The organism is Arthrobacter sp. 01T419 (genome assembly GCF_056398865.1).
In genome coordinates this window covers 195,540-215,243 of record NZ_JBFTQF010000005.1, presented here as the reverse complement: position 1 = coordinate 215,243, position 19,704 = coordinate 195,540, and the positions used below count along the sequence as shown (strand labels likewise).

The 19,704-nt window shown below is 63.6% G+C and carries 17 protein-coding genes and 1 pseudogene; 8 read left to right on the top strand and 10 right to left on the bottom strand.

Annotated features, from left to right (window positions below; translation table 11 throughout):
* Positions 1 to 9: 9 nt before the first annotated feature.
* Entirely contained in the window at positions 10 to 1,608 is a 1,599-nt protein-coding gene (locus AC1DLO_RS10040; protein WP_184735294.1) for an ABC-F family ATP-binding cassette domain-containing protein, read from the bottom strand.
* A gap of 580 nt (positions 1,609 to 2,188) precedes the next feature.
* On the opposite strand from AC1DLO_RS10040, the gene AC1DLO_RS10035 reads away from it, so the two are divergent.
* Genes AC1DLO_RS10035 through AC1DLO_RS10025 form a run of 3 tightly spaced genes read left to right on the top strand, consistent with a single transcriptional unit; the run spans position 2,189 to position 4,219 of the window.
* Complete coding sequence (locus tag AC1DLO_RS10035; protein WP_476889817.1) at positions 2,189 to 2,797, top strand: biotin transporter BioY; 609 nt, start codon at positions 2,189 to 2,191, stop codon at positions 2,795 to 2,797.
* A gap of 34 nt (positions 2,798 to 2,831) precedes the next feature.
* Positions 2,832 to 3,599 carry an energy-coupling factor ABC transporter ATP-binding protein gene (locus AC1DLO_RS10030; RefSeq protein WP_476889629.1) on the top strand — a complete coding sequence of 256 codons (768 nt, stop codon included), beginning with the start codon at positions 2,832 to 2,834 and terminating at the stop codon, positions 3,597 to 3,599.
* Positions 3,596 to 4,219 carry an energy-coupling factor transporter transmembrane component T family protein gene (locus AC1DLO_RS10025; protein ID WP_476889628.1) on the top strand — a complete coding sequence of 208 codons (624 nt, stop codon included), beginning with the start codon at positions 3,596 to 3,598 and terminating at the stop codon, positions 4,217 to 4,219. Before AC1DLO_RS10030 ends, AC1DLO_RS10025 begins: the two co-directional genes overlap by 4 nt.
* Here AC1DLO_RS10025 and AC1DLO_RS10020 read toward each other — a convergent pair.
* Together AC1DLO_RS10020 and AC1DLO_RS10015 are read right to left on the bottom strand one after the other, a co-directional pair.
* Positions 4,216 to 5,433: a thiolase family protein gene (locus tag AC1DLO_RS10020; protein WP_476889627.1), complete on the bottom strand. Its 1,218-nt coding sequence runs from the start codon at positions 5,431 to 5,433 to the stop codon at positions 4,216 to 4,218. The two genes, AC1DLO_RS10025 and AC1DLO_RS10020, sit on opposite strands and share 4 nt — an antisense overlap.
* Entirely contained in the window at positions 5,426 to 6,835 is a 1,410-nt protein-coding gene (locus tag AC1DLO_RS10015; RefSeq protein ID WP_476889626.1) for a class I adenylate-forming enzyme family protein, read from the bottom strand. Before AC1DLO_RS10015 ends, AC1DLO_RS10020 begins: the two co-directional genes overlap by 8 nt.
* Before the next feature lie 61 nt (positions 6,836 to 6,896).
* On the opposite strand from AC1DLO_RS10015, the pseudogene ypfJ reads away from it, so the two are divergent.
* A pseudogene (ypfJ, locus tag AC1DLO_RS10010) lies at positions 6,897 to 7,721 on the top strand (KPN_02809 family neutral zinc metallopeptidase); the annotation flags it as partial.
* Positions 7,722 to 7,769: 48 nt separating this feature from the next.
* On the opposite strand, the gene AC1DLO_RS10005 reads toward ypfJ, so the two are convergent.
* From AC1DLO_RS10005 to AC1DLO_RS09980, 6 genes are read right to left on the bottom strand one after another with little or no spacing between them, the layout of a single operon-like run.
* Positions 7,770 to 8,102: a metal-sulfur cluster assembly factor gene (locus AC1DLO_RS10005; protein ID WP_059389266.1), complete on the bottom strand. Its 333-nt coding sequence runs from the start codon at positions 8,100 to 8,102 to the stop codon at positions 7,770 to 7,772.
* A 14-nt stretch (positions 8,103 to 8,116) separates the two neighbouring features.
* Entirely contained in the window at positions 8,117 to 8,911 is a 795-nt protein-coding gene (sufC, locus tag AC1DLO_RS10000) for a Fe-S cluster assembly ATPase SufC (protein ID WP_184735326.1), read from the bottom strand.
* A gap of 38 nt (positions 8,912 to 8,949) precedes the next feature.
* Entirely contained in the window at positions 8,950 to 9,306 is a 357-nt protein-coding gene (locus AC1DLO_RS09995) for a non-heme iron oxygenase ferredoxin subunit (RefSeq protein WP_184735328.1), read from the bottom strand.
* Positions 9,307 to 9,332: 26 nt separating this feature from the next.
* Positions 9,333 to 10,649, bottom strand: coding sequence for a Fe-S cluster assembly protein SufD (gene sufD, locus AC1DLO_RS09990; RefSeq protein ID WP_476889827.1), 1,317 nt, complete (start codon positions 10,647 to 10,649; stop codon positions 9,333 to 9,335).
* Positions 10,650 to 10,651: 2 nt separating this feature from the next.
* Positions 10,652 to 12,127: a Fe-S cluster assembly protein SufB gene (sufB, locus tag AC1DLO_RS09985; protein WP_476889828.1), complete on the bottom strand. Its 1,476-nt coding sequence runs from the start codon at positions 12,125 to 12,127 to the stop codon at positions 10,652 to 10,654.
* Between the two features lie 11 nt (positions 12,128 to 12,138).
* Positions 12,139 to 12,951 carry a helix-turn-helix transcriptional regulator gene (locus AC1DLO_RS09980; protein ID WP_476889829.1) on the bottom strand — a complete coding sequence of 271 codons (813 nt, stop codon included), beginning with the start codon at positions 12,949 to 12,951 and terminating at the stop codon, positions 12,139 to 12,141.
* A 109-nt stretch (positions 12,952 to 13,060) separates the two neighbouring features.
* Here AC1DLO_RS09980 and AC1DLO_RS09975 point away from each other — a divergent pair, with 109 nt between their 5' ends.
* From AC1DLO_RS09975 to AC1DLO_RS09965, 3 genes are read left to right on the top strand one after another with little or no spacing between them, the layout of a single operon-like run.
* Positions 13,061 to 14,026 carry an ABC transporter ATP-binding protein gene (locus AC1DLO_RS09975; protein WP_476889830.1) on the top strand — a complete coding sequence of 322 codons (966 nt, stop codon included), beginning with the start codon at positions 13,061 to 13,063 and terminating at the stop codon, positions 14,024 to 14,026.
* On the top strand, positions 14,023 to 14,799 hold the full coding sequence (locus tag AC1DLO_RS09970) for an ABC transporter permease (RefSeq protein ID WP_476889831.1): 777 nt from the start codon (positions 14,023 to 14,025) through the stop codon (positions 14,797 to 14,799). The genes AC1DLO_RS09975 and AC1DLO_RS09970 overlap by 4 nt, the downstream gene beginning before the upstream one ends.
* Positions 14,800 to 14,852: 53 nt before the next feature.
* On the top strand, positions 14,853 to 15,797 hold the full coding sequence (locus AC1DLO_RS09965) for a COX15/CtaA family protein (RefSeq protein WP_476889832.1): 945 nt from the start codon (positions 14,853 to 14,855) through the stop codon (positions 15,795 to 15,797).
* A 290-nt stretch (positions 15,798 to 16,087) separates the two neighbouring features.
* Here AC1DLO_RS09965 and AC1DLO_RS09960 read toward each other — a convergent pair whose 3' ends face one another.
* On the bottom strand, positions 16,088 to 17,050 hold the full coding sequence (locus AC1DLO_RS09960; RefSeq protein WP_476889833.1) for a heme o synthase: 963 nt from the start codon (positions 17,048 to 17,050) through the stop codon (positions 16,088 to 16,090).
* Between the two features lie 494 nt (positions 17,051 to 17,544).
* Between AC1DLO_RS09960 and tkt the strand changes: the two genes are divergently transcribed.
* Positions 17,545 to 19,662, top strand: a complete 2,118-nt coding sequence (gene tkt / locus AC1DLO_RS09955) for a transketolase (RefSeq protein ID WP_476889975.1) — start codon at positions 17,545 to 17,547, stop codon at positions 19,660 to 19,662.
* Positions 19,663 to 19,704 lie beyond the last annotated feature (42 nt).

The following is a 19,704-nucleotide window of genomic DNA, read 5'->3' as shown; positions in this document are numbered from 1 at the left end:
GACTGCCCTCTAAGCGAGGGTGATGAGGTCCAGGTAATCTTCGTTCCAGTGGTCCTCGACGCCGTCCGGGAGCAGCACCACGCGTTCCGGATTGAGCGCCTCCACGGCGCCTTCATCGTGGCTGACAAGCACGACGGCGCCCGAATAGTTTCGCAACGCGCCCAGGATCTCGGCGCGGCTGGCAGGGTCAAGGTTGTTGGTGGGCTCGTCCAGGAGCAGTACGTTCGCGCTCGAGGCCACGATCGTGGCGAGGGCCAGTCGCGTCTTCTCCCCACCGGAAAGGACACCCGCTGGCTTGTCGACGTCATCTCCCGAGAACAGGAACGAGCCGAGGATTCCGCGGACTTCAGCGTCCTTCATGTCAGGGGCGGATGAGCGCATGTTCTCCAAGACAGTGCGATCGTGGTCAAGGGTTTCGTGCTCCTGGGCGTAGTAGCCCACCTTGAGTCCATGGCCAGGGACAATTTCGCCGGTGTCCGGCTTGTCCACTCCAGCAAGCATGCGCAAGAGGGTGGTCTTGCCTGCACCGTTAAGGCCCAGGATCACCACCTTGGAACCGCGGTCGATTGCCAAGTCCACATCCGTGAAGATCTCCAGGGAGCCGTAGGACTTGCTCAAGCCTTCCGCCGTAAGCGGAGTCTTGCCACAAGGTGCGGGATCCGGGAATCGCAGTGCTGCCACGCGGTCATGCTCGCGGACTGCTTCGAGGCCGCCAAGCAGCCGCTCGGCACGCTTTGCCATGTTCTGCGCTGCCACAGCCTTGGTGGCCTTGGCCCGCATTTTGTTGGCCTGGTCCATGAGGACCTGGGCCTTCTTCTCGGCATTCGCGCGCTCACGCTTGCGGGCACGTTCGTCCGTTTCGCGCTGTTGCAGGTAGCGCTTCCACCCCATGTTGTAGAAGTCGATCTGAGCCCGGTTGGCGTCCAGGTGGTAGACCTTGTTGACTGTGGCTTCAAGGAGCTCCACGTCGTGGCTGATCACTATCAGCCCGCCCTGGTGTCCCTTGAGGAAGTCGCGGAGCCACGTGATGGAGTCGGCATCGAGGTGGTTGGTGGGTTCGTCCAGGAGCAGGGTTTCGGCGTCGGAGTAGAGAATCCGGGCGAGCTCGACGCGGCGGCGCTGGCCACCCGAGAGTGTCTTGAGCGGTTGGTTCAGGAGCCGCTCGGGAAGGGCCAGGTTGGAGGAAATAGCTGCGGCTTCGGCCTCGGCCGCATAACCGCCTCCGGCGAGGAACTCAGCTTCCAGGCGGTCGTAGCGGTTCATCGCTTTGCGCTGTACGGTGGCGTCTTCGCTGGACATGTCCGTTTGAGCCTGCTTCAACTTGCCCACCACCACGTCGAGGCCGCGGGCGGAGAGGATGCGGTCGCGCGCCAGCTGTTCCATGTCCGGGGTCCGCGGATCCTGTGGCAAGTAGCCAATCTCGCCGCTCCGGGCGACCTTGCCTGCCGCGGGCAGCCCCTCGCCGGCCAGGACGCGGGTGAGGGTCGTTTTGCCTGCACCGTTCCGGCCAACCAGGCCGATCTTGTCCCCCTTGTCCACGCGGAAGCTGACCTGATCCATGAGCAGGCGGGCGCCGGCGCGCAGTTCGAGTTCCTGGACGGTAATCAATTCGGGGGATGCCTTTCAACGGGGAACACCCGCGGCACGGAAGTCATCGGCGCAGCTGGGGTGGAGGGGGCCGAACAAACGGCCTATACGATTCTACCGCCCGCCGAGTCCCACGCTTGCCAGAGCACAAGTTGAGCATCCATCGTCCACGATCCCGAAATAGTACGCACCCCGGCTACGTTGACGACACACGCGGCTATGGCGTCGTTCCGGCCGCATACGAGCCACGTGCCGCCACAAGGGAGACCGTCTTCCCATGAACGAGGGACAGCTGAGCACGGCTGGCATCATCGCGGCCGTCGTCGTGGCGGTGGTGACCCTCGTCGCAGCGGTGCTGGGCGGCCTGGCCGGCATGCACTACCACCGCAAGGTGGACCGGGTGGGCTTCCTCCAGTGGACGACGACGGCGTGGACTGACGGAAGGACAAGTCCGATCCCGAAAGGTCCGCTGCTCTTTGTCCCTTCGCTCCAAGGCCTTGCCGGACTGCTCGTGGACACCCTACAAAATACTGCGCTTGGCTGCTCTGTAGTCTCGGTTTCAGGGGATTCATTCCGCCCCCGGCATCAGACAGGAAACAACATGAGCAGCATCAAGACCGCAGCTACTGGGCGCACCCGCACCCGCTGGACGTCCACTGACATCGGCCTTATCGCGGTGTTCGCGGCTTTGGTGGCCGCTTCAACGATGATTCCAGGGATTCCGGTAGGCGCCCTTGGTGTCCCGATCACGCTACAGACACTTGCCGTTTTGTTGACCGGCCTTGTGCTTGGCGGTGGCCGGGCCTTTGCCGCCGTCGGGCTGTACACCCTGCTCGGTTTTGCCGGGCTGCCGATCTTTAGCGGTGGCCGCAGCGGGCTTGGCATCCTGGCCACACCATCAGCCGGCTACATCATCGCGTTCCCGCTCGCCGCCGCGGCCGCCGGATGGCTCGCGGCCCGCGTGATCCGCAGGACCGTCAAGTACCGTACTGTGTTCTTGTTTGCAGCAGCGATGGTCAGCACGATCGTCCTCATCCACGGCCTCGGCGTGCTTGGCTTCATGGTCAATGGCAAGTTCGACTTCGCCAAGGCATTCCTGGCCGACCTGCCCTACTACCCCGGCGATACCATCAAGAATGTCCTGGCCGCGATCATCGCCGTCGCCCTCCACAAAGCATTCCCGGACATCCTGGTCCGCCGCGTCAAATAGACGCCGCGCCAAATAGAGCGGGAACAATCAGCACATGAACACCATCATTCTCAGCGAAGTCTCGGTGCGCGTGGCCGTCGATGGCAGCCCCGCGCCCAAGACCTTGCTGCAGGACGTGTCATTGGAACTGACCGAGGAGCGCATCGCCGTCATAGGCGCAAACGGCTCGGGAAAATCCACCCTGCTGCGTTTGCTCAACGGTTTGGTCGCTCCGAGCGAAGGTGCCGTCACCGTCAACGGCGCGGACAGCATGGGAGACGTTCGTCAGGTCCGTAGCCAGGTAGGTTTCGTCTTCACCGATCCCCTGTCGCAGTTGGTCATGCCGACCGGCCGGGAAGATGTTGAACTCTCACTGCGGCGTTCCATCAAGAATTCCAAAGAGCGTGCGGCCCGGGCAGAAGCCGTCCTGGAACGGTTCGGCCTCCTCAAGCTCGCTGATCAAAGCATTTACGAGCTCTCCGGCGGGGAACGGCAGTTGCTCGCCCTCGCGGCCGTCCTCGCGGTGAATCCTGCTGTACTGGTGCTCGATGAGCCTTCAACGCTGCTGGACCTGCGCAATCGGGAGCTGCTCCGACGCACGCTTGCCGGTCTTGAGCAACAAATCATCATGTCCACCCACGATCTCGAGCTCGCGCTGGAAGCGGAACGCGCCCTGGTGGTGGATGGCGGACGGATAGTGTTCGACGGCGGAGCAGCCGACGCCGTCGAACACTACCGTGCGCTTTGCTCTGAGGCAGCGGCACCTGGCGAAGTCCGCGGGGTCGCCGCTGGACCCTCCCAAGGCAAGGTGCAGGCGACGTGAGGGGCCGTGGGGTCCTGATCCCCAACTATGTGCGTGGCGACTCGATCGTGCACCGCACGCCCTTGTGGCTGAAATTCGTGTTGGTCGCGGGCTGCGGCCTGGCCTCGTTCCTGATTGTCGACTGGCTCGTCTCGGCGGTGGTCTTGGCCGTGATGTGCGGGCTCTTCATGCTGAGCGGTGCAGGGTTCAAACGGCTCGTGCATTCCGTGTGGCTGGTGACGCCCATCCTTCTCGTCATCGGCGCCTTCCAATGGTGGCAGCTGGGCGGCCCTGTCGCCGCCCGGATCGTCCTCAATGTGCTCGTCTGCGTCGTCGCGGCGTCGGTACTAACGGTCACGACGCCGGTGCAGGCGTTGCTGGACGGGGTGGTCTCGCTGTCTAGGCCGTTCGAGCGTTTCGGGGCAGACCCGGAGCGCTTCGCGCTGACCATCGCCATCATGCTGCGCAGCCTTCCGTTCATCGCCGGCGCTTTCTCCGATGTCCGCGACTCTGCCCGCGCGCGGGGGTTGGAACGCAATCCCCGCGCCCTGGTCCTTCCGGTGTTCATCACCACTGTGGCTTATGCGCGGCAGACCGGCGACGCCTTGGCAGCACGCGGCCTGGGCGACTCGGAAGACTAGTCGTCCTGGAGAAGGGCGTACCGGAACATTGCCGCCGTGCCCATTCCACCCGCGATGCTGATCATCGCCAGCGCCAGGCTCTCCCGGCCAGGCTTGTCCTTGGCGATCGTGCGGGCTTGGGCCAGTAGCCGCGTGACCAAAACAGCCCCGGACGCACCGTAGCCGTGCCCCAAAGCCAGGGCCCCGCCGTCGAGGTTGACCTGCTCTGGATCCACTCCCAGCGCATCAAGGCAGGCGAGAGCCTGCGAGGCAAATGCCTCGTTGAATTCCACCAAGTCCAGTTCCTCCGGCTCCAGGCCTAGCCCCGCCAGCAACCGCTGAGCCGCCACCGAAGCTCCGATACCCAGTAGCTCCGGGTCCACTCCTGCCGTGTCGCAGCCCAGTACGAGCAGTCCGTCGGCGGCACCAAGTTGCCGGGCCCGTTGCAGTGAAGTGATCACGACGGCGGCGGCCGCGTCCGCGTCGAAGCACGAGTTTCCGGCCGTCACAGTGCCGCCCGGAACGAAGGCGGCGGGAAAGCGCGCCATGAGTCCGGCCTTGAGTGACGCGCGGGGACCATCATCGGTTTGGACCAGGGCACCCCCTGTTTCCAAGGGAACGATTTCCGGGACGAAGGTGCCGGCGGCCGCCGCCGCGACGGCGCGCCGATGGCTCCGCAAGGCGAAATCGTCCTGCCGCTCGCGGCTGATGGCGAATTCCCGCGCCACATTTTCAGCGGCCACGCCCATGTCCGGGTCCCCGAATTCGGGCGGCACGAAGGTGGCGCGGGCGTAGAAGTCCGGATCGCCGTCGGGGTCCTGATTTCGCCTGGCACGCAGTGGAGCTGTGCTGATACTCTCCACTCCCCCGGCCAGGAAGACGCCATTGCCGCCGGCGGCCACCAGCCGCGACGCCAGGGCTATGGCATCGAGCCCGGAACCACACTGCCTGTCCACAGTCAGCCCGGGAACCTCCACCGGGAGTCCTGCCCGCAGTGCGGCGTAGCGAGCCAGGTTGCCGCCGCCACCCACGGCATTGCCGATCACGACGTCGCTGACATCAGAGTCGCCAACACCCGTTTCCGCCAGAAGTGAGCGTAGGACCGGAGCCAGGAGATCTTCGGCACGGAGCGACTTCAGTTGTCCGTTGACGCGGCAAATGGGTGTCCGCAAGGCGGCAATGATCACGGGCTGGCGGGAGGGATCCAGCCTTGTGCCCGGCTCGCGGCTAAGCAAGGGGTTTCGCCCGAGGATCGTGGTTCTTGATCCAGTCCAGCAGGATCTGGCGGCTGACTTTTCCACGGTCCGTCACCGGCAGTTCGGACAGGGAGAAGTACTGCAGCGGCCGCTTGTCCCGGGCAAGTAAACCGTCCAAGCCCGTCTTCACTTGGGTTGCGGTCACCGAGCCGTAGGCGGGGAGGATTCCTGCCACGACTCTTTGTCCGCGGATGTCGTCGACCATTCCCGCGGCGACGGCCGCTGAGACTCCGGGGACGCACGCCAACGCGAGTTCCACCTCATGCGGGTAGACGTTCTTGCCGGAGGTGATGATCATGTCCGATCGACGGCCCAGGATATGCAAGATACCGGCGTCCACATAGCCTTGGTCCCCCACCGTGTACCAGCCCTCAAAGCAGCGCAGCGCCTGCCCGTCGTCGCCCCACAGATATCCGTTGCTGACCATGCCGCTGCGGACACAGATATTGCCTTGCGCCCCCTCTGGCTGCTCCGCGCCGGTATCATCCAGGATCTTGAGTTCGACGCCGGGAAACGGCCCGCCGATGCCGGTGCCGCCGGCATCGAGCGGTTCGCCCGCCGCAAGGCGTGTTCCCGAGACAAAACTAAGCTCGGAAGCGCCGTAGTACTCGAAGATCGCCGCATTGGGCGCCCAACGCCTGGCGGCCTCCAAAGTACGGGCATCCAGCTTTGAACCCGCGCAGATAATGCTGCGCACCCCGGAGGCATCGACACCGCCAACCAGTCCGCGCTCGCTCAACAAGCGCAGCATGGTCGGCACGAGGACCAGGCGAGTAACGCCGTCGTGGCTGATGGCCGCATGGGCGTCGCCGACGTCGAAGGTCTCCAATGTATGGAAGGCCGCCCCCGCGTAGAGGCACTCGGAGAGGGCGTACAGGTTCAAGCTCGCGGCGAGTGGCCCTGGGGCCAGCGTTTTGTCCTCGCGGGTCAGTCCGAAGAATTCGATGGAGGCATCAAACGAGACCTGCCACGAGCGCCGTGAACGGGTAAAGGCTTTGGGGACGGATGTGGTTCCAGAGGTCAAGCCGATCAGGAACGTGGTGTCCGGAAGGCCGTCGGCAAGCTCCCGGTCAGTAGGGGAAGCTTCTGCGGTGGCGGGCCCGTCCTGTCCTATCCGCTCGGCGACCTCATCCAGAACCGGCTGCGGCCACAGCGGGTCGAGTACGGCGCAGCAGCGCTCGCCCGCCACTGCGGCAGCGTATGCCACCACGAAGTCCAGGGAATTGGGCTCAGCAAGTATCGTCGTCGCGGCTGTCTCCTCCAGGCGCAGGGTCGCAGCGTCTCGAAGGTCAGCCCAAGTGAGCCGTTTGTCGCCCACGACGACGGCGGTGTCGTCGGGGCGGTCATCGGCCCAGCGCTGTAGTCGGTCCAAAAAAGGCATCATCGAATTTTAGCCTCTGCGGCGAACTTCGGGCCTGTGTGTGACGTCTATTGTTGGGACTATGAGTTTCAATGACGGCGCGGACCTCGACCCGAGCCAAGTGCAGGACCGGCGCGGCGGCGGGATGGGCCGTGGAACGATGATCGGCGGCGGTATTGGAGGGGGAATTATCCTTCTCCTGGCCGCTCTTTTCGGAATCAATCCGAGCCTGCTTGAAGGTCTCACTGGCCAGCAGCAACCACCGGCCGTCGGCACAGCGTCCGGCGGAACCCAGCAATGCCGGACAGGCGCGGACGCCGACAAGAGACTCGACTGCCGCATCACCGGTACCGTCAATAGCCTCAACGCCTTCTGGCCCGCCTATCTTGCCGACTACAAGGTGAAGTACCCGCAGCCGAAAACCGTGATCTTCAGCGGTGCCACCAGCACCGGTTGCGGCCCTGCCTCCACCGACGTTGGTCCGTTCTACTGCCCAGCAGACACCACGGCCTACTTCGATCCCGGATTCTTCCAGGAGCTCGTGGACCGCTTTGGCTCTTCCGGCGGCCCGCTCGCGCAGGAGTATGTGGTTGCCCACGAGTTCGGCCATCACATCCAGAACATCCTGGGGAATCTGGACAAGGCCCAAGAAGATCCTCAAGGTCCGAAATCCGGTGGCGTGCGCGTGGAGCTTCAGGCCGATTGCTATGCGGGCCTCTGGGTCAAATATGCCAGCACTACAAGGGACCCGAAAACCGGTCAACCTTTCCTCGATCCGCTGACCAAGCAAGATATCCAGGATGCCCTGTCCGCTGCCTCGTCGGTGGGCGACGACCGCATCCAGAAGGCCGCCACCGGGAAGGTTTCGCCGGAGTCCTGGACACACGGTTCAAGCGCCCAGCGGCAAAACAGCGAAGGTGGCCGGCCGCCGTCGTGCTCTAAGCAGTCGTTGTTGCTAGATGTTGAAGCCGAGGGCCCGCATCTGGTCTTTGCCGTCGTCGGTGATCCGCTCGGGACCCCATGGCGGCATCCATACCCAGTTGAGACGCCAGTCGTCCACGATGCCGTCGAGCGACTGGCCGACCTGCTCTTCAAGGACGTCCGTCAGCGGGCAGGCCGCCGTCGTCAACGTCATGTCGATGAGCAGAGCGCCGTCCTCTTCGGAGTACTTCAGACCGTAGAGCAGCCCAAGGTCCACCACGTTGACACCGAGTTCCGGGTCAATGACATCCTTGAGCGCCTCCTCGACGTCCTCGAGGCTGGTGCGAGCCGCGTTGATTTCGGTCATGGCGGGAGTCCTAACTAGGCCTGTGCTGCTGCGGCAGCAGCAATGGTTGCTGCGCCGGCGCCCGTGGCGTAACGGTCGTAGCCTTCTTCTTCGAGGCGGTCGGCCAGTTCAGGGCCGCCCTCTTCGACAACCTGGCCATCAACAAACACGTGGACGAAGTCCGGCTTGATGTAGCGCAGAATGCGGGTGTAATGGGTGATGAGCAAGGTACCCATGTTGCCCGTAGCGTGGGCGCGGTTGACGCCCTCGGAGACGACCTTGAGCGCATCGACGTCCAGGCCGGAATCGGTCTCGTCAAGCACGGCGAACTTGGGCTTGAAGAGTTCGAGCTGGAGAATCTCCACGCGCTTCTTCTCGCCGCCGGAGAAGCCCTCGTTGACGTTGCGCTGCGCGAAGTCGGCGTCGATGCGCAGCTGCTGCATGGCCGCCTTGACGTCCTTGGTCCAGGTGCGGAGGGCGGGAGCTTCGCCGTCGATTGCCGTCTTGGCGGTGCGCAGGAAGTTGGTCATGGTGACGCCCGGAACCTCTACGGGGTACTGCATGGCCAGGAAGACGCCTGCACGGGCGCGCTGGTCAACGCTCATGGCCAGGACGTCTTCGCCGTCGAGCGTGATGGTACCCCTCGTGACGTTGTAGCGCGGGTGGCCGGCAATGGTGGACGCCAGTGTGGACTTGCCCGAACCGTTGGGGCCCATGATTGCGTGGGTCTCGCCGGTCTTGATGGTCAGGCTGACGCCCTTCAGGATCTCCTTGGTGCCCTGCTCCGTCTCGATGCTGACGTGCAGGTCCTTGATCTCAAGAGTAGACATGCTCTTCTTTCTTTCGTAAGTCTTTAGGCACTTGGTGCTCAGTAGTTCTGTACTGAGGCGCCGTTCACAACGTTGGTCACGTCCACGTAGACGTCGTCACCGTCGAGGGTGACGGCGAAGACGGGGACGGGGTCATAGGCAGGGAGCTGCAAGGGCTGTCCGGTGCGGAGATCGAACTGGGAACCGTGGCCCCAGCATTCGATCGCGCAGCCTTCGATTTCACCCTCGGCGAGCGAAATGTCGGCATGCGAGCAGGTGTCGCCGATGGCGTGGATCTGTCCCATCGAGTCCTTGACGATGGCTACGGGGTAGTCATCGATCAGGATGCGCAGCGCCTGCTTGACCTGGATCTCGTTGGCGTTGCATACCAGCTCGCCTTGTGGCTGTTCGCTCATAGTCTGTTTTCCCTGCTTGGCTTGTATTAGTTGTCGCTCGCGGCGAGCTCGCGCTCAACAGCTTCGGTGAGGCGCTCTTCGAGGGCCGGCACCTTAATCTGCTGGATGATCTCGTTGAGGAAGCCGCGGACCACCAGACGACGGGCGACGTCTTCCGGGATGCCGCGCGCCATGAGGTAGAACAGGTGTTCGTCGTCGAAACGGCCGGTGGCGCTGGCGTGGCCGGCACCCTCGATCAGCCCGGTTTCGATTTCCAAGTTCGGGACGGAGTCCGCGCGTGCACCATCCGTGAGGACCAGGTTACGGTTCGCCTCGTAAGAATCGGTGCCTTCTGCTTCCTTACGGATCAGGACGTCGCCCACCCACACGGTGTGTGCGTTGCGGCCCTGCAGGGCACCCTTGTAAAGCACGCGGGACTTGCAGTTGGCTACGGCGTGGTCAACGAACAAACGCTGCTCAAGGTGCTGGCCTGCGTCGGCGAAGTACAGGCCGAACATCTCGGCTTCCGCGCCGGGAGCCGTGAAGCGGGTGGACGGAGTCATGCGCACGACGTCGCCACCGAGGCTGACCACGATGTGCTTGAACTTGGCGTCACGGCCCAGCTTGGCCTGCTGCGACGAGGCGTGAACGGCGTCGTCGTTCCATTCCTGGAGCGAGATGACCGTCAGCTCGGCACCGTCTTCGACGAGGATTTCGACGTTCTCCGAAACGATCGCGCTGCCCTGGTGATCCAGGACGATCCGGGACTTGGAGAAGCGGCCCGCCACGATCACGATGTGCTGGGCGGAAGCTTCAGTGGAGGTGCCGGTCAGCAGGACGGACACTTCGCCGTCGAGCTGGAGCTCGGCGGGCACCGTGATGACGGTGGCCTCAGTAAAGTTCTCCCAAGCGTTGGCGGACACACGGTCCTCCGGGATGGCCGCGGAGCCGATGCGGACGTCGCCCCGTCCCACGGTCTCGACGACGACGCCCTCCGGGGCGGTAACGGCGACGGACGGTGCCGAACCGGAGAGGACCTCGTTGTGAAGGCCGCGAAGCCGCTTGAGCGGGGTGAAGCGCCAGTCTTCTTCCAGCCCCGTGAGGGGCTTGAAGTCGGCCAGCTTGTACGAGGTCAGTCGACCTGCGCGCGAGCTGTCCGGAATTCCAACCCCGCCACCGTGGGAGTGGCTCTTGGCCGAGGCGCCGGCAAGCGGACCTGCCGACGGCGCCAGCTCCGACGTCGTAGAAGTGTTGGTTCCGGTGTTGACCGGCGAGAGGTTCTCGCCCTCTTCGGTGAAGCCGTCAATAAATGGCTGTGCCGATGGCGCGCCAATGCGGGCCTTTTCAGTAGTGATTTCAGTCATTGCTAACCGACGGATCCTTCCATCTGCAGTTCAATCAGGCGGTTGAGTTCAAGGGCGTATTCCATCGGCAACTCACGGGCAATCGGCTCAATGAAGCCGCGCACGATCATGGCCATGGCCTCGTCCTCGGGCATACCGCGGGACATCAGATAGAAGAGCTGCTCCTCACTGACTCGGGAAACGGTGGCCTCGTGACCCATCACCACGTCATCCTCGCGGATGTCGATGTAGGGATAGGTGTCGGAACGGGAAATGGTGTCTACCAACAAGGCGTCACAACGCACGGTGTTGGCGGAGTGCTTGGCGCCTTCACGGACCTGGACCAGGCCCCGGTAGGCTGCACGACCGCCGCCGCGCGCCACGGACTTGGAGATGATGGAGCTCTTGGTGTTCGGAGCAATGTGGACCATCTTGGAACCGGTGTCCTGGTGCTGGCCTTCGCCTGCGAAGGCGATGGACAGGGTCTCACCCTTGGCGTGCTCGCCAACCAGGTAGACAGCCGGGTACTTCATGGTCACCTTGGAGCCGATGTTGCCATCGATCCATTCCATGGTGGCGCCTTCTTCGCAGATGGCGCGCTTGGTGACCAGGTTGTACACGTTGGTGGACCAGTTCTGGATGGTCGTGTAGCGGACGCGGGCGCCCTTCTTCACGATGATTTCCACCACGGCGGAGTGTAGCGAGTCCGAGGTGTAGATCGGCGCGGTGCAGCCTTCGATGTAGTGGACATAGGAATCCTCGTCCGCAATGATCAGGGTGCGCTCGAACTGGCCCATGTTTTCCGTGTTGATGCGGAAGTAGGCCTGCAACGGAATGTCCACGTGGACGCCCTTGGGGACGTACACGAAGGAACCGCCGGACCACACGGCCGTGTTCAGGGAAGCGAACTTGTTGTCGCCCACCGGAATAATGGTGCCGAAGTACTCCTGGAAGATCTCCGGGTGCTCGCGAAGCGCAGTATCGGTGTCCAGGAAGATGACACCCTGCTTCTCAAGGTCCTCACGAATCTGGTGGTACACCACCTCGGATTCGTACTGCGCCGCCACACCGGACACGAGCCGGCTGCGCTCAGCTTCCGGGATGCCCAGCTTCTCATAGGTGTTGCGGATGTCCTCGGGGAGGTCTTCCCACGTGGCAGCCTGCTTCTCCGTGGAGCGCACGAAGTACTTGATGTTGTCGAAGTCGATGCCCGAGAGGTCCGCACCCCATGTGGGCATGGGCTTGCGGTCGAAGTACTTCAAGCCCTTCAAGCGGAGGTCCAGCATCCATTCCGGCTCGCTCTTCTTGGCCGAAATGTCGCGGACTACCTCTTCGTTGAGACCACGGCGCGCATTGGCGCCGACGTCGTTCTTGTCAGCCCATCCGTACTCATAGTTGCCAATACCGTGCAGCTCGGGATTCTTCTCCAGAATCTCCGAGATCACAGCACCGTCAGCTAGCGCTTTCTCTGCTGTTCCTTCAGCTAATTGACCCGTCATCACGGCCTTTCTTACTGATTGTTAGATTCGACATGGGGCGAGGCTGGCAACTTCGGAAACCCGAGGGCTTCCTTGGCGGCTGGCCTGCCGGTAGGAATGTGGGTGGTGCAGACGTGGCCGCCCTGCGCGAGGGTTGAGAGCCTGCGGACATCGACGCCGACCAAACGGGAAAACAGTTCGGTCTCTGTGTCGCAAAAAACGGGAAATTCGGCGGCAAGTTGCTGGATGGGGCAGTGTCCCTGGCACAACTGGACACTGGAGAGGGAAGCCGGCAACGGAGCTTTGGTCTCGATGGAGGCTGCGGAAGCAACATATCCATCGCGGCTCAGCGCCTTTGACAGTGCCATCGCCCGGGCAGTGATGTCCGAGCCAGCGAGGTCCACTTCCGGCGCGTAGCGCTGCTCCATTTCGGCAAAGCGCTCTACTGCATAGTCCCTGACTGCTTGTTCGCCCGCAAGGTCCCGCAGCCGCCGCAGCGCGGAACTTGCAATGTTGAGGTAGTCATCTCCGAGCTTCGACTGGCCTTGGGAGCTGAGGACGTAGCGACGGGCAGGACGGCCCGCACCGGCCCCTGCCTTCGCGACGCGCTTCACCTCGATGACCCCGGCACGCTGAAGGTGGTCGAGATGCCGGCGGACGGCCGCAGGGGTGAAGCCGAGCATGTCACCGAGTTCGGCCGCGCTGACGGGGCCGTGCTCCAACACGGCGTTGAGAACACGGTCTCTGGTGCGGTCTTCCGCATCAGCCGCGCCCACGGCGGGGCCGCCGGGCACAGGCATGACTGCGCGGTGCCGCGTTGCGGGCGCAGAAACAGAACTCCTCATGGAATACACAACACAATCATGTCGTAATTTAGTCCATGCATCCAGTAAGGCAAGGCTGGCCTGCGGCGCCCGCCCACGGCACCCTTACTACTTCACGTAGAATACTTTGGTGCGATCACCCGAATCCCCTGTCCTCACCATCGATGGACTCATCAAGGACGTCGGCCCGCTGGCTTCCCTTGACGGCAAGATGCTCCGGGTGGTCAGCGGACTGTCAATGTTTGCAGAACGTGGCCAGATCACTGCGTTGTTGGGTGCCAATGGCGCAGGCAAAACAACCACCCTCGAATGCGCGCAGGGCCTTCAAAAGCGTACCGGCGGCCGTATCGAGCTGCTTGGCGAGGACCCTGACACGGCCGGAGCGAACCTTCGCTCGCGCGTCGGTGTGATGTTACAGGATGGGGGCCTGCCGCCGTCGGCCCGCCCGATCCCCTTGCTTCGGCACATTGCGGGCATGTACCAAAGCCCCTTGCCCTTGGACGGCCTCGTGGAACGGCTGGGCATCGATACCTTCAGCCGCACCGGCGTCCGCCGGTTGTCCGGAGGGCAGAAGCAACGGCTGTCGCTTGCCGCGGCCCTGATCGGTAATCCCGAAGTCCTTTTCCTCGACGAGCCCAGCGCGGGCTTGGATCCCCAGTCCCGCCAGATCGTCTTCGAGCTGATCGCCGAACTGCGGGATGCAGGCATGGGCATCATCCTGACCACGCACCTCATGGACGATGCCCAGAGGCTTGCAGACTACGTGTACATCATCGACGCCGGACGCAACGTCGCAGAGGGAACGGTCGCCGACTTGCTGAGCCACGGCCACGAGACCATGGACGGGGTTACCGAACGCACCCTTTTCTTTGATGCTCCCGCCGGTCTCGACATCGCTGCGGCCATCGGTGACGAACTGACCATCACCGAGACGCGGGCAGGCAGTTACTCCGTTGCGGGAACCCTCACACCTCAACACTTGGCGAAACTCACGGCCTGGTGGGCCGAGAAGGGCATCATGCCGGCGTCCCTCCGCTTGGAGGCGCGCAGCTTGGAAGACGTTTTCCTGGACATTTCCGGAAGGGACATCCGATGACCAACGCAGCCCCCGCCCTCAGCACACCCCACGCCGGACCCGCGCCCTTGATGCGCAGGATCCTGTTGCAGGGCCGCTACGAGACCTTAACCATGATCCGGAACGGCGAGCAGCTGATCCTCGCGGTGATCATGCCCTTGCTGGCCTTGGTGGGACTCACCGTCACACCGCTGCTCGATGGCCTGGGCGCCAATCGGGTGGACATCGCAACCCCGGGCGTTCTCGCACTGTGTGCCATGTCCACGGCATTCACCGGCCAGGGCATCGCCACAGGCTTCGACCGCCGCTACGGCGTGCTCCGCTTCCTCTCGACCACTCCCCTGGGCCGGACCGGCCTCATCGCCGGCAAGATCATCGCCGTCTTGGCCGTCCTGGTTCTCCAGGTCCTGGTGATCGGCGCCGTGGCGGCTTTGCTGGGCTGGCAGCCACGTCCCGAAGGTTGGCTTCCCGGCCTGGGGCTGCTGGTCCTCGGCGCTGCAGCCTTCACTGCGCTCGGGCTCCTGGTTGCCGGTACCGTGCGGCCGGAGGCAACACTCGCCATCACCAACCTGCTCTGGATTCTGCTGGGCGCCCTCGGCGGAATCGTGGTTCCCGCCGAGCGCTTGCCGGACCTGGCACAGAACATCGTGCACTTCCTGCCCTCGGGAGCCCTGGGGCAGTCACTCAGGGATGCTTTCCTCCATGGAAATGTTTCCTTGCCCTACGTTCTTGTGCTGCTGCTGTGGACGGTTGTTCCCGGCGCCGCCGCGGTTCGCTGGTTCAAGTGGAACTAAGCGTCCGGCACCGAACCGTCAGCCCAAATTGAGAACCGAGAATTGAGAACACTGTGAGCACGGCTTCCCGCCTCCCGAAGTCCATCCAGCAGATAGCAGCCAAGCTGCCTACGGAAGTGAACAGCACCATCCGCAGGCTGGCAATGCTGTCCCTGATCGGCCAGACGGTCCTGGTGGTTACCGGCGGCGCGGTACGGCTGACATCCTCAGGGCTCGGCTGCCCGACATGGCCGCGCTGCACCAGCGGTTCCCTCGTGAACACTCCGGAGATGGGCATCCACGGCTTCATCGAATTCGGCAACCGCATGCTGACATTCGCCTTGGCGGCCATCGCCGTCCTGATGCTGGTGTATTTGTGGAACCTCCGTAAGGAACGTCGCGACCTTTTCCTCTTGGCAGTGGGTCTGCTCGCCAGCATCCCGGCACAGGCCATCATCGGCGGCATCACCGTACTGTCCAACCTGAACCCCTGGGTTGTCGGACTGCACTTCCTGGTTTCTATGGCCTTGGTCGTCTTCTCCACGCTCCTGGTCAACCGCGCCTATGGCCGGACCGGCCGCTTCATGAAACGGCCGTTGGCACCGATCCCGGGCGCCATGGGCCCCGTCATGACCGCCGTCGCGTTCTTCTCGGCGGTTGCCGTGTGCTTGGGCGTCGTGGTGACTGGCGCCGGACCGCACGCCGGAGACGCCAACGCCCCCCGTAACGACCTCGACTGGGACCTTTTCTCCCACATCCACGCAGTGCCGGCGTACCTCATCACGGCGGGTGCCCTGTTCGCCGTCTACTTCGTCCTGCGGAAGGGAATCATTGGCCCCTTCCGCGCCGCGGCGCTGTTGCTGCTCGCCGTGACGGTCCTCCAGGCCATCATTGGCTTCACGCAGTACTACAACGGCATTCCCGCCCTCCTGGTCGGAGCGCACATGCTGGGAGCGGCCTTACTTATGAGTGCCGCGACCAACGCGGCAGATGTGGCGCGCTTCAGCCCGAAAGCCTAGCGCGTCCGTTCCCAAGCCCCGGCCCCAGTCCCCAGCCCCACGCTCGCTCACATATCAAGCGTTTACCCCCGACCCTCCATCAGGTATAGGTCCCCAAACCCAAACGCTCGCGCGGATATCACGCCGCAAACCAAAACGCTCGATCAGATCCGACAAGACGAAAACCCTCCCCTACGCACTGAACTGGTCCCCGGAAGTCGGACTGGTACATACGTGAGGGAGGGTTTGTCATATGGGCCACATACGCGAGCGAGCGTCCCACGGTGACGGGGGCGTCAGTCGCCGACGATCTAGCCGCCGATGATCGGGGAACCGATGAACGGATCCACCGCGAGGGCAATGAAGAGAAGCGTCAGGTAGCTGATGGAGCCGTGGAAGACCTTCATGGCTCCCTTGTTCGAGACGTCGCCGCCCTGTGCCCGGTTGTAGAGGGCGTGGGATTCATACAGGAACCAGGCGCCCGCGAGGACGGCGGCGACGGTGTACACCCAACCTGCTCCGCCCACCGGCACCAAAAGCAGCGAGCACACAACCATGGCCCAGGCGTACAGCACCACTTGGACAGAAACCACCTTGGCACCGGCAATGGCACCCAGCATGGGGACGTTGGCGTTGCGGTAGTCCTCGCCGTAGCGCATGGACAGCGGCCAGTAGTGCGGAGGAGTCCACAGGAAGATCACCATGAAGAGCACGACGGCGGGCCACTCAACAGTGTTTGTCACCGCCGCCCAGGCGATCAGCACCGGGAAGCAGCCGGCCGCACCGCCCCACACGATGTTCTGAGCCGTACGGCGTTTGAGGATCATGGTGTAGATGACAACGTAGAAAACAATCGCACCGAGGCCAAGCCATGCCGAAAGCGGATTTGCCCCAAGCCACAGAATGGCGATGGAGGCAGCCCCAAGGATCCAAGCGAAGACGAGTGCTTCGCGGGGGGTGACTTCGCCTGTCACGAGGGGCCGCTTTTCGGTCCGGTGCATCAGCTTGTCGATGTCACGGTCGATGTAACAGTTGAAGACCCCTGCGCTGCCGGCTGCGAAGGCGCCGCCCACCAACGTGGCCAGAATCAAGCCGACGGAGGGAAAGCCCCGCTGCGCGAAGATCATGGTGGGCAGGGTGCTGACCAGCAGCAACTCGATCACGCGGGGTTTGGTCAGTGCCAGATACGCCTTGAACTTACGGGACATTCCGCTCTTCCCCACAGCCGGGGAGGCGTTGACGGGCGTATCTGTTGTGCTCACGTTGGCAGTCACTCTGTTCTTTGCTCTGGTGTTCTCGCAGCGGCGGCGCCCGGTTCATCCGGCACCTCAAAATCAGGGGCGCAGGGTGAAGCGTGGATTCAGTCCGTGCTTTGGATCCGCGCTTTGGATGAAAGGCGCACTCACCGCTGGTGGCCTCCAAATATCATACCGTGGCCCGTCCGACGCCACGGCACCCGGAACTTTCGCTTGTTTCCGAAAGTTCACCGGCACTTTGACGTCGCGGTGATTCATAAAACGGAATTTGCGTCCATTTTTTGAGATTCCCACCGTTTGGGGCCCGGAACCGGGCTAAGCTGTCTGCAGATCAGCTCACGCAGGTTTCCGAGAAAGCGTATTCTCAGATTTGCATGTCTGGATGATAGATCAACGTTTCAATGGTGAACGGCTGGTAGACACTTCGCAGCGGGCGCCATCCTGTGCCCGAGGCTTGCCATGTGCCGTCACCCGCCGTCAGCACAGAGAGGGGCTCGGTTTACGTGCCACATTTGGAAGAGCAAGAACTGACTTGGACCAGCCTGGACCAGCGCGCCGTGGACACCATCCGCGTTTTGGCCGCTGACGCCGTCGAGAAGGTCGGCAACGGTCACCCCGGCACGGCCATGAGCCTTGCACCCGCCGCATACCTTCTCTTCCAGAAGCTGATGCGCCACGACCCGAAGCACCCGGACTGGATCGGCCGCGACCGTTTCATCCTGTCTCCCGGGCACACATCGCTGACCCTGTACATCCAGTTGTTCCTTTCCGGGTACGGCCTGGAGCTGAAGGACCTTGAGGCCCTGCGCACCTGGGGATCGCTGACCCCAGGCCACCCCGAATACAAGCACACTGCCGGTGTCGAAATCACCACGGGTCCGCTGGGCCAGGGCCTGGCCTCCTCGGTCGGGTTCGCGTACTCGCAGCGCCGCCAGCGCGGCCTGTTCGACGCCGATGCTCCCGCCGGCGAGAGCCCGTTCGACCACACCATCTGGGTCATTGCCTCCGACGGCGACCTCCAGGAAGGCGTCACCTCGGAAGCTTCTTCCCTGGCCGGGCACCAGGAACTGGGCAACCTCGTGGTGATCTACGACGAGAACCACATCTCCATCGAGGACGACACCGACGTCGCGTTCACCGAAGACGTGCTCAAGCGCTACGAGGCCTACGGCTGGCACACCCAGCGCGTGGACTGGACCAAGACCGGCGAATACGTCGAAGACGTCCAGGAGCTGTATTCGGCACTGCTGGCCGCGAAGGCCGAGACCTCCAAGCCGTCCATCATCTCCCTGCGCACCATCATCGGCTACCCGGCTCCCAAGAAACAGAACACCGGCAAGATCCACGGTTCCGCACTCGGCGCCGAAGAAGTCGCAGCACTCAAGGGGGTCCTGGGCTTCGACCCCGAGCGTTCCTTCCAGGTTGACGAGGACGTCCTGGCACATGCCCGGGCCGTCGTCGAACGCGGCGCAGCCGAGCGCAGCGACTGGCAGGCATCCTTCGAGGCGTGGCAGACCGCCAACCCGGAGGGCGCTGCGTTACTTGAGCGCATCGAGGCCAAGAAGCTTCCGGTCGAGCTCGACGCCGCGCTGCCGGTGTTCGAAGCAGGCAAGGAAGTTTCCACCCGTGCCGCCTCCGGCAAGGTCCTGAACGCGATCGGCCCGGTCCTTCCGGAACTGTGGGGCGGCTCGGCCGACCTTGCCGAGTCCAACAACACCACCATCGAGGGTTCGCCGTCGTTCATTCCGGCCTCGCGCTCCACTGGCGCTTGGAAGGGCAACCCGTACGGCCGGGTCCTGCACTTCGGCATCCGCGAGCACGCCGCCGCATCGATCGTGAACGGCATCTCGCTGCACGGCCGGACCCGGGCGTTCTCCGGTACCTTCCTGATCTTCAGTGACTACCAGCGCCCCGCGATCCGCCTTGGCGCCCTCATGGGCGTTCCGTCGCTGTACGTCTGGACCCACGACTCCATCGGTCTCGGGGAAGACGGCCCCACCCACCAGCCGGTGGAACAGCTGTCCACCCTTCGCGCCATTCCGGGCTTGGACGTGGTCCGTCCCGGCGATGCCAACGAGGTTGCCGCAGCATGGAAGGCCATGCTCGAAAACCACGAGAACCCGGCAGGCATCGTGCTTACCCGCCAGAACATCCCGACCTACGCACGCGGCGAAGGCGCTGCCGAGGGTGACACCTTCGGCTCCACCGCTGGCGTCGCGAAGGGCGGCTACGTCCTGGCAGAGGCTTCGAAGGACGGTGCCACGGCCCCGGCCGACGTCATCCTGATCGGCACCGGTTCCGAGGTCCAGCTCGCAGTGAACGCCCGCGAAGCGCTCCAAGCCGAAGGCATCGCCACGCGCGTTGTCTCCATGCCGTGCATCGAGTGGTTCAACAAGCAGGACGCCGCATACCGTGAGTCCGTGCTTCCGGCCGCCGTCAAGGCCCGTGTCTCGGTCGAAGCAGGCCTGGCCCTGGGTTGGAAGGAATTCGTCGGCGATGCCGGCCGTTCCATTAGCCTCGAGCACTTCGGCGCCTCGGCAGACTACAAGCGCCTCTTCAAGGAGTTCGGCATCACGGCAGAAGCAGTCGCCGCCGCCGCCAAGGACTCCCTAGCGGGTCTCGGTAGCTGAAACCCACCTGAGACGAATCCGACTGCAACGAACAGATTTCCA